The 13,338-nt window shown below is 60.4% G+C and carries 11 protein-coding genes and 1 pseudogene; 6 read left to right on the top strand and 6 right to left on the bottom strand.

All coding sequences use genetic code 11. The features are described from left to right. Positions 1-3 precede the first annotated feature (3 nt). From ATI02_RS07010 to ATI02_RS07000, 3 genes are all read left to right on the top strand, one after another. Complete coding sequence (locus tag ATI02_RS07010; RefSeq protein ID WP_047295015.1) at positions 4-666, top strand: response regulator; 663 nt, start codon at positions 4-6, stop codon at positions 664-666. Beyond that, positions 663-2,036: an ATP-binding protein gene (locus tag ATI02_RS07005; protein WP_100845850.1), complete on the top strand. Its 1,374-nt coding sequence runs from the start codon at positions 663-665 to the stop codon at positions 2,034-2,036. Before ATI02_RS07010 ends, ATI02_RS07005 begins: the two co-directional genes overlap by 4 nt. Before the next feature lie 128 nt (positions 2,037-2,164). Further along, positions 2,165-2,728, top strand: a complete 564-nt coding sequence (locus ATI02_RS07000; protein ID WP_100845849.1) for a GNAT family N-acetyltransferase — start codon at positions 2,165-2,167, stop codon at positions 2,726-2,728. Between the two features lie 46 nt (positions 2,729-2,774). Here ATI02_RS07000 and ATI02_RS06995 read toward each other — a convergent pair whose 3' ends face one another. The 4 genes and pseudogenes from ATI02_RS06995 to ATI02_RS06980 all read right to left on the bottom strand — a co-directional run bounded on the left by ATI02_RS06995 (position 2,775) and on the right by ATI02_RS06980 (position 6,093). Further along, complete coding sequence (locus ATI02_RS06995) at positions 2,775-3,848, bottom strand: NAD(P)-dependent alcohol dehydrogenase (protein ID WP_095187605.1); 1,074 nt, start codon at positions 3,846-3,848, stop codon at positions 2,775-2,777. Positions 3,849-3,988: 140 nt separating this feature from the next. Then, entirely contained in the window at positions 3,989-4,567 is a 579-nt protein-coding gene (locus tag ATI02_RS06990) for a LysE family translocator (protein ID WP_100845848.1), read from the bottom strand. Positions 4,568-4,635: 68 nt separating this feature from the next. After that, a pseudogene (locus tag ATI02_RS06985) lies at positions 4,636-4,956 on the bottom strand (helix-turn-helix transcriptional regulator); the annotation flags it as partial. A 252-nt stretch (positions 4,957-5,208) separates the two neighbouring features. Then, on the bottom strand, positions 5,209-6,093 hold the full coding sequence (locus ATI02_RS06980) for a LysR family transcriptional regulator (RefSeq protein ID WP_100845847.1): 885 nt from the start codon (positions 6,091-6,093) through the stop codon (positions 5,209-5,211). A gap of 133 nt (positions 6,094-6,226) precedes the next feature. On the opposite strand from ATI02_RS06980, the gene ATI02_RS06975 reads away from it, so the two are divergent. The 3 genes from ATI02_RS06975 to ATI02_RS06960 all read left to right on the top strand — a co-directional run bounded on the left by ATI02_RS06975 (position 6,227) and on the right by ATI02_RS06960 (position 11,216). Then, complete coding sequence (locus ATI02_RS06975) at positions 6,227-7,888, top strand: GMC family oxidoreductase (protein WP_100845846.1); 1,662 nt, start codon at positions 6,227-6,229, stop codon at positions 7,886-7,888. 134 nt (positions 7,889-8,022) lie between these two features. Next, positions 8,023-9,645, top strand: coding sequence for an MFS transporter (locus ATI02_RS06965; protein ID WP_100845845.1), 1,623 nt, complete (start codon positions 8,023-8,025; stop codon positions 9,643-9,645). A 404-nt stretch (positions 9,646-10,049) separates the two neighbouring features. Further along, complete coding sequence (locus ATI02_RS06960) at positions 10,050-11,216, top strand: SGNH/GDSL hydrolase family protein (protein WP_146166109.1); 1,167 nt, start codon at positions 10,050-10,052, stop codon at positions 11,214-11,216. Positions 11,217-11,259: 43 nt separating this feature from the next. Here the strand turns inward: ATI02_RS06960 and ATI02_RS06955 are convergent, their stop codons facing one another. Next, complete coding sequence (locus ATI02_RS06955; RefSeq protein WP_100845843.1) at positions 11,260-11,628, bottom strand: DUF427 domain-containing protein; 369 nt, start codon at positions 11,626-11,628, stop codon at positions 11,260-11,262. 160 nt (positions 11,629-11,788) lie between these two features. Continuing rightward, positions 11,789-13,195: a serralysin family metalloprotease gene (locus ATI02_RS06950; protein WP_100845842.1), complete on the bottom strand. Its 1,407-nt coding sequence runs from the start codon at positions 13,193-13,195 to the stop codon at positions 11,789-11,791. Between the last annotated feature and the right edge of the window lie 143 nt (positions 13,196-13,338).

The following is a 13,338-nucleotide window of genomic DNA, read 5'->3' as shown; positions in this document are numbered from 1 at the left end:
CGCGTGCGTTTATTACTGATTGAGGATGACGTGGCGCTCGGTGAGGGCATTCATCAGGCGCTGGGGCGTGAGGGTTACACCGTCGATTGGCTCAAGGACGGCAGCAGCGCGTTGCATGCGCTGCTCAGTGAGACCTTTGACGTGGCGGTGCTCGATCTTGGCTTGCCGCGCATGGACGGCCTCGAAGTGCTGCGCCGTTTGCGCGACAGCGGTTCGAACCTGCCGGTGCTGATCCTCACCGCCCGCGATGCCACCGAAGACCGTATCGCCGGGCTCGATGCCGGCGCCGACGACTATCTGGTCAAACCCTTCGATCTGGCTGAACTCAAGGCGCGTTTGCGTGCCTTGTTGCGACGCAGCGCCGGGCGCGCTCAGGCGCTGATCGAACACGCCGGCATCAGCCTCAACCCCGGCACCCAGCAGGTCAGTTATCAGGGCCAGCCCGTGGCGCTGACGCCCAAGGAATATCAGTTGCTGCACGAATTGCTCTCGCCGCCTGGCCGGGTGATGACCCGCGATCAACTGATCCAGTTGCTCTACGGCTGGAACGAAGAAGCCGAAAGCAACACCCTGGAAGTGCACATCCATCACCTGCGCAAGAAGTTCTCCACCGACCTGATCCGCACCATTCGTGGCGTGGGCTATCTGGTGGAGGAGCGGCGATGACCTCGATTCGTCGCCGCACGCTGACGCTGATCATCGGCCTGTTGCTCGCCGGTCTGGCGGTGCTCAGCGTGTTCAACGTGCATGACAGCAACCACGAAATCGCCGAAGTCTACGACGCGCAACTGGCGCAGAACGCCCGCCTGCTGCAAGGCGTGATGCGCATGCCGATGGCCAGTACCGAACATGCGCAGTTGTATCAGGCGTTCAATCAGGCCCTCGGCGAAGCCAAGCCACGGGTCGATGGCCATCCTTACGAAAGCAAGATCGCCTTTCAGGTGTGGAATCCCAAGGATGAGGTGCTGGTACACACCGCCAGCGCACCCTCCTTCACCGCCCCGCCGACCAAGCCAGGCTTTAGCGATGTGCTGGATTTGAAGGGTCGGCAATGGCGGGCGTTCATGCTCGAAGACAAGCAGAATGGCCTGCGCATCTGGGTCGGCGAGCGCGACGATGTGCGCGCCGATCTGGTCGACCGTATCGTCCGTCACACGCTGTGGCCGAACGTGCTCGGCAGCCTGATTCTGGCGGCGATGGTCTGGCTGGCCATCGGTTGGGGGCTCAAGCCCTTGGCGAACATGGCGGCGACCCTGCGTGCGCGCCACAGCGGCTCGCTGGAACCGCTGCAACTGACGCCGCTGCCCAGCGAACTGGAACCGATGCAGGCGGCACTCAACCGCATGCTCGCGCAGATCCAGGAAGTGCTCGGCCGCGAACGGCGCTTCATCGCCGACGCCGCCCACGAAATGCGCACGCCGTTGGCGGTGTTGCGGGTGCATGCGCAAAACCTGCTGGAGGCCGGCACCGAACAGGAACGCCGTGAATCCCTGGAATTTCTGATCTCGGGCGTCGACCGCACCAGCCGTCTGGTCAATCAGTTACTGACCATGGCGCGCCTGGAGCCCAAACCCAACCCGCCGCCGCTGCAACGCATCGACCTCAGCGAAACCGTGCGCAACAGCCTGGTGCAACTGACACCGTGGTTGCTGAGCAAACAGCTGGAGCTGGCCTTCGAGGACAGCGCCGAAGCGCTGCACGTCATGGCCAGCAACGCCGCCATCGACATCGCTCTGAACAACCTGATCACCAACGCCGCCAACTTTTCCCCGGAACACGGCGTGATCACCGTGACGCTGACTCAGGCTGATGGTTTCTGCCATTTGAGTGTCGAGGATCAGGGGCCGGGCATTGACGAGGAAGATCGAGAGCGGTTGTTTGAACGGTTCTACAGCCGTGGCAATGCTCAGGGCGCGGGATTGGGGCTGACCATCGTCAACACCATCGCGATGCGGCTAGGTGGGCGGATTACGTTGGTCAATCGGGCTGAAGGTGGCTTGCGGGCGACGTTGTCGATCCCCGACGGCACCCGTTGAACAGCCAGACAAGCCACGACCTCACGTCGGGATCTGATCCAGATCAGCTATTGGTGACCACATCGGCGTAGAACAGAGATTAGCGTACGCCCCGTACGTTGATCGTTCCCCCGCTGGAGGTTCACCTCATGCTCACTGTCAAAGACCACAACGACCGCGCGTCGGCCGCCTATGCCGCGCAAAGCGGTGAATACTGGATCGAATCGCTCAAGGATGGCCGGCACGTGTTGATCCGCCCACTGGCGGACAAGGATCGCGAGCGTGAATACGCCTTCATCAAGCGTTTGTCCGCCGAGTCCCGGCACATGCGTTTTCTCGCGCAGATCAGCGAGCCCGGCACCGCCCTGCTCAATCAGTTGATGGACGTCGACGGCAAGCAGCGCGCAGCCTTCATCGCTCTGGCTCACGAAAACGGTGAGTTGATCGAGATCGGCATCAGCCGTTACGCCGCCACAGGCGAACAAGACGGGGAATGCGCCGTCACGGTGGGCGATGAATGGGCGCATCTGGGCCTGGGTACCTTGCTGATGGAGCACCTGATCACGGCCGCCCGCGACAATGGTTTCAAACATTTGTACTCGGTGGATTCTGCAAGCAACACGGCCATGCGCGACCTGGCCCGATCGCTGGGTTTTGAAACCCATGGTGATCCCGACGACAGCCACCAGGTCATCCATCGCCTCTCTCTGTAATACCGCAGCGCAACCCGCCCCGGCCAACGGCACGGGGCGCGTCAGATCAAGGGGTAATCGCCACCTTCAGCACGCCATCGCGCTGATGGCCGAACAGCTCATACGCCGCCTCGATATCGTCCAGATTGAAATGGTGGGTCACCAGCGCTGACAGATCGACGCCACCGCTGTGCACCACCGCCATCAACCGGCGCATGCGCTCTTTACCGCCGGGGCACAGGGTGCTGACGATGCTGTAATCGCCCAGCCCCGCCGCAAAGGCATCGTAGGGAATGCGCAGATCCGACGCGTAAACCCCAAGGCTCGACAGCCGCCCGCCGGGGCGCAGCACCCGCAATGCGGACTCGAACGTGCCTTGAGTGCCCAAGGCTTCGATGGACACATCCACACCGCGCCCGTCGGTCAACGCCATTATTTGCTCGACCACGTCGCCGTCCTTGAAATTGACCACGTGGGTCGCGCCCAACTGCCGCGCCACCGTCATGCGCTCGGCCACTGCGTCGACACCGATGATGACGCTCGCGCCCTTGAGCCGTGCTCCGGCCACCGCGCAGAGCCCGATCGGGCCCAGCGCAAACACCGCCACGGTGTCGCCGATACTGACCTCGCCGCGCTCTGCGCCGGAGAACCCGGTGGACATGATGTCCGGACACATCAGCACCTGTTCATCGCTCAGCCCGTCGGGGATCGGGCACAGATTGGCCAATGCATCAGGCACCAACACATACTCCGCCTGACAACCATCAATGATGTTGCCGAACTTCCAGCCACCGGCGGCGCGAAAGCCGTGCCGGGTGTCGGGCCCGTCCTGTGAGCCGCAGCCGCACAGGCAGGCATAACTTTGGCCGCTGGGGGTAATGGCGCCGGCAATCACCCGCTGACCTTCGACAAAGCCGCGCACTTGCGAGCCGAGTTTCTCGATCACCCCCACCGGTTCGTGACCCACGGTCAAGCCTTTGGCCACCGGGTACTCGCCGCGCAGGATGTGGACGTCAGTGCCACAGATCGTGGTGGTGGTGATGCGCACCAGCGCGTCCAGCGGGCCTACTTCGGGAATCGGCTTGTCATCCAGCACGATGCGGTTCTTTTCAACGAAAATCGCCGCTTTCATCATGGCCATGAGCGAAGCTCCTGCGCGGGTGGTTGAAGTGAGTGCAGCACCTATTGGAGACTGCGCCGACTTAACCGACACAAGGTTGATCACGGTCAACCCTTGCGGGATCGCACCCAGCGCAGCGGCCTCGATTGAACGCAGCTCAATTACCCGCGCAAAAGCGCGGCAGCGGATGAAATCACCAGCAGCACCGCGAGGATCCGGTTCAACCAGCGCAACTGCTCAGGATTGCTGAGCCATCGCGCCGCGCCTCGGCCAAGCAGCGCCCACAGCGCCAGACACGGCAGCGACACCAGAAAAAACGCCAGACACAGTGCGTTGAGCCCTTGCCCTTGAGCGGTGAACACGCTGATCACGGCAATGGCCATCATCCAGGACTTGGGATTGACCCATTGCAGCAATGCCGCACCGATCAGACCTAGCTCGGTTTTTTCTTCACCGGCCTCAGGCTGGATGGCGGTGACTGGTGCGCTGAAAATCTGCCACGCCAGCCACAGCATCCAGCACAGCCCGAGGCCGCTGATGATCGGACGCACACCGGGCAACATCAGCGTGCTGGCGCCGGCCCCGGCGACCCACACGAGTGACGCCGCCCCCACGCCCGCACCCAGAATGATCGGCAGGCAGGGTCGCCAGCCACGGCGGGCGCTGGTGCTGAGCACGATCAGGTTGGTCGGGCCCGGAGTGATGGAGGCGACGAAGGCAAAGAGGATGAACGCAAGCATGGCACGGCCCTTTTGAAAGTCAGGGCGTACTGTGGCGGGTGTGGTGGGCGGCGGTCTTGAACGTTTGTTCAGCGCCGGATGCTGCCGCCGGCACGCTGCTGATAGGCGCCAGGAGTGATGCCGTAGGCGCGCACAAACCAGCGGCCCAAGTGGCTTTGGTCAGCAAAACCCAAACGGCTGGCGACGTCCACCGGTTGCACGCCAGCGGCGAGCATTTGCCGGCCACGACTGAGGCGCAACTGGATCAGCCAGGCATGCGGCGCCAGACCATAGGCAGCCTTGAACGCGCGGGTCAGGCGAAAACGGTCGGTGCCGCAGGCTTGTGCGAGGGTTTGCAGGCTGATTTCTTGTTCGTGGTAAGCCATCAAGTAATCGCGAGCCTGCCGGGCGGTTTCGTCGGCCAGGCTTTTGAAGACTTCGGGAGGCGTGATCATAGAAGTGTACCGAACATATGGACGGACGAATATACGGATATCCATATATTAATCAAGCCCGGAATTTACACTCCAATCATTCCCGGACACTAATCCTGTGGGAGCGAGCCTGCTCGCGAAAGCGGTGGATCATTAAGCATTAGCGTTGACTGACACGACGCCTTCGCGAGCAGGCTCGCTCCCACAGGGGAATTCAGGTTGGCTGGGTTATCCAAGCAACAACCCCTGCTCCGCCTCACACAACCCCACCACATAATCCCAGACCACCCGCAACCGCACCGACTTGTGCAACTCGCGCCGGGTGCTGATCCAGTAACTGCGTTCGATGCTTTCGTCGGGCAGCAACGGCACCAGATCCGGATCGGCGGCAGCCATGTAGCAGGGCAAAACCGCGATCCCCAATCCCGAACGCGCGGCTTCCTGTTGGGCGATGACGCTGGTGCTGTGAAACACCACGCGCGGATTGCGGCAGAAACTGTTGAGGAACATCAATTCCTGACTGAACAGCAAATCATCCACATACCCGATCCACGCATGCCGCCCGAGGTCTTCGCGGCTACTCAGCGACGGTGCGTTGTCGAGATACCTTTGACTGGCATACAGCGCGAGGCGGTAGTCGGTGAGTTTGCGCGTGACCAGCATGTCTGCTGCCGGGCGCTCCAGATGAATGCTGATTTCCGCCTCGCGGTTGAGGATGCTGACGAAACGCGGCACCGCCACCAACTCCACCTCAAGACCCGGATAGCGCTCGAACAGGCCGATCATGCGGCTGGCGAGGAATTTGATACCTAGGCCTTCGGTAACGCCGACGCGGATTTTGCCCAGTGGTGCGGTGGATTGGGTGATTTCCTCCTGGGCCAGCAGCGCGACGTTTTCCATGGCTTCGGCGTGTTTGAGCAGCGCCTCCCCCGCCGGGGTCATTTCGTAGCCTTGGGCGTGCTGGACGAACAGCGCGGTGCCGAGGCTTTTTTCGATGGCCTCGATGTGGCGGGCGACGGTGGCGTGGGTGGTATTTAGCCGGCGGGCGGCGGTGAGCAGGCGGCCGCTGCGTTGCAACTCGAGAAAGAACCGCAGGTCGTTCCAGTCGAACATGAGAAGTCCTTGTCAGCTAAGGTCAGTCGAGGCTGTTTAAAAACGCACAGCGGCTGCGCAAAAACTAACATTCTTTTGACGAAAGCTAACAACTAGAGTGTCCGACAATAAAAACAAAAAGCGAGGTCAGGGAATGCAGACTTCCCTCGATGAATACGATTACATCGTGGTCGGCGCCGGCCCCGCCGGGTGTTTGCTGGCCAATCGGCTGTCGGCGGATCCGCAACAGCGCGTGCTGTTGCTCGAAGCCGGCGGACGCGACAACTATGCCTGGATTCACATTCCCGTCGGTTATCTGTTCTGCATCGGCAATCCGCGCACCGACTGGTGCTTCAAGACCGAGGCGCAACCCGGTCTGCAAGGTCGCAGCCTGAGTTATCCGCGCGGCAAAGTCCTCGGTGGCTGCTCCTCCATCAACGGCATGATCTACATGCGCGGCCAGGCCGGCGACTATGACGGCTGGGCGGCCGAAGGCAATCCGGGCTGGGCCTGGAATGACGTGCTGCCGCTGTTCAAACAAAGCGAAAACCACTTTGCCGGCGCGGCTGAATTTCACGGTGCCAAGGGTGAGTGGCGGGTCGAGCAACAGCGCTTGTCGTGGCCGATTCTGGACGCGTTTCGCAGTGCGGCCGAACAGAGCGGCATTGCCTCCATCGAGGATTTCAATCAGGGCGACAACGAAGGTTGTGGCTACTTCCAGGTCAACCAGAAGGCCGGGGTGCGCTGGAACGCGGCGAAGGCGTTTCTAAAACCGGTGCGTGATCGCGCCAATCTGACGGTGTTGACCGGGGTTGAGGTGGATCGTGTTGTGCTGGAGGGCGGTCGCGCCTCGAAGGTCAGCGCCCGACACGAAGGCCAGGTGAAAAGCTTCAAGGCGCGCAAGGAGATCGTGTTGTGCGCCGGTTCTGTCGGTTCGCCGAGCATTCTGCAGCGTTCGGGGATTGGCCCGCGCCCGCTGCTTGAGCGCCTCGGCATCGGCGTGATTCATGAGCTGTCGGGGGTGGGCGGCAATCTGCAGGATCACCTGCAACTGCGCCTGATCTACAAACTGGAAAACGCCCGCACCCTCAACCAGATCGCCGGCAGCGTGTGGGGCAAGATGGGCATGGGCCTGCGTTATCTGTATGACCGCAGCGGGCCGTTGTCGATGGCACCGAGTCAGCTCGGGGCGTTTGCGCGATCCGGGCCGGAGCAGACCTCGGCGAATCTGGAATATCACGTGCAGCCACTGTCGCTGGAGCGTTTTGGCGAGCCGCTGCACAGCTTTCCCGCCTTTACCGCCTCAGTCTGCGATCTGCGTCCGCAGAGCCGTGGCCGCATCGAAATCCGCTCGGCAGATCCACAGGAAGCGCCGCTGATTCAACCCAATTATCTAAGCCATCCCGAAGATTTGCGCGTGGCCGCCGACGCCATCCGCCTGACTCGCCGCATCGTCAGCGCCCCGGCCCTGCAAGCGTTCAAACCGGTGGAATATCTGCCCGGCGACAGCCTGCAAAGCGAAGCGCAACTGCACGAAGCAGCGGCCAGAATCGGCACGACGATTTTCCATCCGGTCGGCACTTGTCGCATGGGCAATGACGGCGATGCGGTGGTCGATGCGCAGTTACGCGTTCACGGCGTTCCCGGCCTGCGCATCGCCGATGCGTCGATCATGCCGCGCATTACCTCGGGTAATACCTGTTCGCCTACGCTGATGATTGCCGAGAAGGCTGCACAACTGATCCTGGCTGGACCTGTACACAGTCCAAATGTGGGAGCGAGCCTGCTCGCGAATGCGGTAGCACATTCAACATAAACGTTGACTGACACGACGCCTTCGCGAGCAGGCTCGCTCCCACAGGAATCAACAGCAGATTCAAGGCATCGCGCATCACCCGGACACGCAACACCAGTGGAACAACAAAAACAATCACTGTGAGGGATACCGATATGTCAGAACACGTTCAGCCGCTGGACGTCGCGAGCGACGCCAGCACTCGCAACGACACGCAGAAAGTCATTTTCGCCTCGTCCTTGGGGACGGTGTTCGAATGGTATGACTTCTTCCTCTACGGCGCCCTCGCGGCAGTCATCAGCAAGCAGTTCTTCGCCGGGGTCAACGACACCACGGCGTTCATCTTTGCGCTGATGGCCTTCGCCGCCGGGTTTGTCGTGCGGCCTTTCGGGGCGCTGGTGTTCGGTCGGCTGGGGGACATGATCGGGCGCAAATACACCTTTCTGGCGACCATCATCCTGATGGGCGTGGCGACGTTCTGCGTCGGCCTGCTGCCGACCTACGCCAGCATCGGCATCGCCGCGCCGATCATTCTGGTGGTGCTGCGCATGCTCCAGGGCCTGGCGCTCGGTGGCGAGTACGGCGGCGCCGCGACTTACGTGGCGGAGCACGCGCCGATCGGCAAACGCGGTTTCCACACCAGCTGGATTCAATCCACCGCAACCCTCGGCCTGCTGCTGTCGTTGCTGGTGGTGCTCGGTTGCCGCTACTTCACTGGCGATCAATTCGAAGTGTGGGGCTGGCGCATTCCGTTCCTGCTGTCGATTGTGCTGCTGGGCATTTCCACCTGGATTCGCCTGAGCCTGCACGAGTCGCCGGCGTATCTGAAGATGAAAGAGGAAGGCAAAACCTCCAAGGCGCCGATCCGCGAATCCTTCGGCAAATGGGAAAACCTCAAGGTGGTGCTGATCGCCCTGTTCAGCATCAACGCCGGGCAAGCAGTGACCTTCTACGCGGCGCAGTTTTACGTGCTGTTCTTCCTCACCCAGTTCCTGAAAATGGACCCGGCGGTGGCCAATACCTTGCTGATCATCAGCGTGGTCATCGGTGCACCGTTCTTCATCTTTTTTGGTTGGCTGTCGGACAAGGTCGGACGCAAACCGGTGCTGATGATCGGCCTGCTATTGGCGACCGCGCTGTACTTCCCGATCTTCAAATCCCTCGCCCATTACGCCAACCCGGCCATCGATCAGGCCAGCCGTCAGGCGCCGATCACTGTGCTGGCGGATCCAGCAACCTGCACCTTCCAGTTCGATCCGGTGGGCAAAGCCAAATTCGACAGCCCGTGCGACAAGGTCAAAACCTTCCTGGTCAAACAGGGCCTGCCCTACTCCAGTGTCGCCGCACCGACCGGCAGCGCCGTGCAAGTCAGCGTTGGTGACGTGCAACTCGACGGCTTTGACGAAGCGGCGTTGCGCGGCGCGATCACCCTCGCCGGCTACCCGCAACAGGCCGACCTGCAGCAGATCAACAAACCGATGATCGTTGCCCTGATCGTCGCGCTGATCATCATTTCCGCCATGTGCTACGGGCCACTGGCGGCGTTGATGGTCGAACTGTTCCCGACGCGGATTCGCTACACCTCGATGTCCTTGCCGTACCACATCGGCAATGGCTGGTTTGGCGGGTTCCTGCCGACCGTGTCGTTTGCGCTGGTGGTGTACACCGGGGATATTTTCTACGGGCTTTGGTATCCGGTGCTGATAACCGGGGTCAGCCTGGTGGTGGGGATGATCTGTTTGCGCGAGACGAAAAATATCGACCTGGACAAGAACTGAATCTGACTGACCTGCCCCCTACCAATCGCGCACAAACCTGTGGTGAGGGTATTAATCCTTCATCACAGGTCAACCCGATCTGTTTCCAGACTTGGCACAGGCGAAATCTCGTCTACGATCAATCTCACACAGCCCCGCGACGCAGAAAAGCGTTCGTGACGTGGGGGAACGAACCTCTCGGAGAGGATTCTTCCATGCCCACTGCACGGTTTCCCCAGCCCCGGCCCCAGCCATCGTTACCCTCGGCTCCCGCCTGGATCAAATCGATCCCTTGCCGGTGCATGCGTTTATCGCGCGCGCGGCCACGACCTCCACATTGACGCTCAGCCGTGCGATCAACCTGCAAGGCAGGCATTGATCGTACAGCCCCCGAAGTGCTGAAAAGTCTGAACGTAGCAGCACCCTTGAAGACGTCGTTCGGACTCGAAAACGGAACCGGCATCGACCGGTTACCACGTGTTCTTTCCGATAAAAAAGGGACTGCCGACATGAACTACGAAAGCGAAGACGCATTAGCGAAAATCAATCTGGCGATCTGGCAACACGATCAGCCGGCGCAAAAAGTGAAAGCGGATTCAACCTATGGATTTTTCTTCGGCTCAAATGGCGTGAAAGTCGTCGCCCAAGGCGACTCCTGGTTCGACTACTTGCCTGGCGTGGACATCATCAAGTGGCTGAAGCTGACCTCCGGCTACAAGATCAAGAGCTTTGCCTCCGGCGGCGACACTCTGGAAAACATGGTGTATGGCACTGAAATCAAAGAAGGCGCGTGGACACGCCAGCCGGTGGAGTTCATTGAAGTGCTGGACGAAATCAAGAGTACAAAACCGGCCTTCTTCCTGTTTTCCGCGGGAGGCAATGACATTGCGGGCGACGAGTTCGCCTCCTTCCTGAACCACGCAAGCTCCTCTCCTGCTACGCTGCTGCGCACCGATTACGTCAAAGACACCATCGGTCGGGTGTTCCGGGGCGCCTATGAAGAAATGATCAAAAAGGTCAAGGCAGCGAGCCCCAAGACCAAAATCATTTTTCACGGCTACGGACGCGCTATTCCCACCGGTAAAGGCGTCGTGAACTTTGGCAATTATCGGTTTATCGGCCCGTGGATTCGCCCCTCGCTGACCCGCAAGAACATCATGGACCCACAGGTTCAGCGCCAAATCGTCGCGGACTTTATCGACCAGTTCAATGCAATGCTCAAATCCGTCGCCGATAGCCATCCGGACGTGCACTACCTGGACTTGCGAGACCTGATCAAGGACGACGACTGGATCAACGAACTGCACCTGAACGCTCCCGGATACAAACGCATGGCTGCCGTGTTCGAAGACAAGATGGACTCGCTGCTTTCATCCAGATTGGCAGCGGTGCAGCGCGACGCCAAAGCGGCCGCGCAGCTATCGTTTCAATTGCTCGAACAATCGTTGATGGCGACCCAGTCCGGTACACAGGCAACGGCCCAGACATTGCGAGCGGCCACCTCGATGCTGCCTGCGGTCAAGCACACCAGCCGTAGCCGAAAAGCAGCGCCCGCCAAAGCCAAAACCACTGCCAAACGCAAAGGTAAATAAGCGTCAGCCCGCCACTGCATTGCGCTTTGGCGGGCTGTTGGCTTCAGGCATCTGCCTTGATCACCTCGAACTTCACCTGATCCGGATAAAACGCCACGTAGTTCTGGATGTCTTTGACCGAGACTTTCGGATGCTCGTACGTCCACACCGCATTCGCCCCCTCATGCCCTGGCACCTGCAGGCTGAAGTAATTGGCGTCGCCTTTGTATGGGCAATAGCTGGTGTGGTCGGTGCGGGCGAAATATTTTTCGTCGATGTCTTCGCGGGGGACGTAGTACACCGGCGGGTAGTTGGCTTCGTTGAGGATCAGTACGTGGGAGGATGCGGCGACCTGGATGCCGTGGAATTTCACTATCAGGCAGCCGGGAAGTTGTTCGAGGGCAATGACGGGACTGGGGCCGGTGCTTTTCATGGGTTTCTCCTGAATACGGCGAAGAGACCGGTTCAGGTATAGCCCATCGGTTCTGTTTGGGGTGGTTTTACAGCTGAACGGCCCATCAACTTCAACAGCCCCTCATCGGAACGCCGCCCGTGTAGCCCTCTCCGCGAGGGAGAGGGCCGTTTTTCAGGCATCACGCAACGATATCAGTCGCCACCGCTTGCCCCACCACACCCACGGCAAAGTCCACTGAACCCTGCCCCGTCAAGTCAACCATCAGGCTGGTCTGATTGGTCTGGGCGAAGTAAGTCAGAATCGCATCGCCCGCATGCCCGGTGAAGCCGCTGACAAAATTCAGCGACGCTGCGCCCGTGGCGAAACCGGCGATCCCTGACAGGTCGATCTTGTCCAGGCCGCTGGTGAAATCCATGATCCAGTCCGGCGCGGTCATGGTCGAATCACTGGCCGCACCGAACACGAAGGTGTCCGCGCCTTCACCGCCCCGCAGCACATCAGCGCCGCCGCCTCCGTAGAGGATGTCGTTGCCAGCACCGCCAAACAGGTGATTGACCGCTGCGTTGCCGATCAGCAGATCATTGCCCGATCCACCCAAAGCGTTTTCCACTGTCACGCCGTAAGCTATCGACACGTTACCGACCAGACCACCGACGTCGGAGAACGAGCCTTCATTGAGGTTGATCTTCTGGTTCTGGGTGAAACCGGAGAAGTTCAGCGTGTCATCGCCGCCACCGTCCCACACCGAGAACACCAGTTTCGACGACGCCGATGTGGCGCTGTAGAAATCACGCCCGGCGTTGGAGCTGAAGCCGTAAGTGGTGTTATCGGCGCGGGTTTCGGAGTTGGCACCGTAGAGTTTCTGCACCGCCACGATATCGTCCAGCAACGGCGCCGACGCGTAGGCACCACTGCCGTCCTTGCTGAAATTCTGCTCGGTGTTGTACTCGCTCCAGTAGCTCATCAGGCTGTAGCCGCGGGTGTCTTCGGCGTACTTGGCGTCAGCGTACGTCGGGTTGCCATTGCCCGCGTTGTAGGCGCCCGGGTGCGACAGGCCAAGGGTATGGCCGATTTCGTGGGTCAGGGTCTGGCGGCCGTAGTTGTTGATGTCCGGGGTCTTGTTGACCTGGTACTGATCGTTGATCAAGTACCACGACTGGCCGTCATAGCTGCCGCCACTCGGCAGATAAGCAAACGCGGCGCCGCCGGTGCTGACGTCGTAGTTGCCGAACGTCATGTGACCGTCACCGCCCTTGCCTTCGGTGAAGGTAACGTTGGCGACGTCAGCCCAGGATTGCATGGCCAGCACGGCTTGAGCTTTCTGCTGGGCGCTGAATTCGCTGAAGTTGCCCAGTTTCGGGTTGTAGTTCGCCGGTTTTTCGGTCAGGAAGGTGTAGCTAAGGTCGATTTTGCCGTCAGCGTTTTTATCGCCCCACGACAGGTTTTTGCGCAGAATTTCGTCGGCTGCCTGGTCGGCGGTAAAAGAAGGTTTGCCGTTGACCAGCCCGATGCCACGGTCATACAGGTGGCTGAAGGTATTGACTTCGTCATAGGTGCTGCTGGTTCTGGAGTTGGCTTGAGCCATGGTGGACTTCCTTGTTTCTGAATGGTCAGTGTCGACAGACCACGGCGATCTTCTGGCGAGATCGTCCCGTCTCCCGCGTGTTTGAATCGTCGAAAAACCTGACACAGGTGAAAACAGGTCGCTAATCAATTTCTCGATAGGTG

Source organism: Pseudomonas baetica (assembly GCF_002813455.1).
GTDB classification, from domain to species: Bacteria; Pseudomonadota; Gammaproteobacteria; order Pseudomonadales; family Pseudomonadaceae; genus Aquipseudomonas; species Aquipseudomonas baetica.
Note: the sequence above shows the minus strand (reverse complement) of the source record. Positions and strands in the feature narration are given on the sequence as shown.

Coding starts and splice junctions, on each gene's coding strand:
- ATI02_RS06990 (WP_100845848.1), bottom strand. CDS start 4,567: ATGCTTGCGTTCATCCTCTTTGCCTTCGTCGCCTCCATCACTCCGGGC.
- ATI02_RS06980 (WP_100845847.1), bottom strand. CDS start 6,093: ATGTTCGACTGGAACGACCTGCGGTTCTTTCTCGAGTTGCAACGCAGC.
- ATI02_RS06965 (WP_100845845.1), top strand. CDS start 8,023: ATGTCAGAACACGTTCAGCCGCTGGACGTCGCGAGCGACGCCAGCACT.
- ATI02_RS07000 (WP_100845849.1), top strand. CDS start 2,165: ATGCTCACTGTCAAAGACCACAACGACCGCGCGTCGGCCGCCTATGCC.
- ATI02_RS06955 (WP_100845843.1), bottom strand. CDS start 11,628: ATGAAAAGCACCGGCCCCAGTCCCGTCATTGCCCTCGAACAACTTCCC.
- ATI02_RS06950 (WP_100845842.1), bottom strand. CDS start 13,195: ATGGCTCAAGCCAACTCCAGAACCAGCAGCACCTATGACGAAGTCAAT.
- ATI02_RS06975 (WP_100845846.1), top strand. CDS start 6,227: ATGCAGACTTCCCTCGATGAATACGATTACATCGTGGTCGGCGCCGGC.
- ATI02_RS07005 (WP_100845850.1), top strand. CDS start 663: ATGACCTCGATTCGTCGCCGCACGCTGACGCTGATCATCGGCCTGTTG.
- ATI02_RS06995 (WP_095187605.1), bottom strand. CDS start 3,848: ATGGCCATGATGAAAGCGGCGATTTTCGTTGAAAAGAACCGCATCGTG.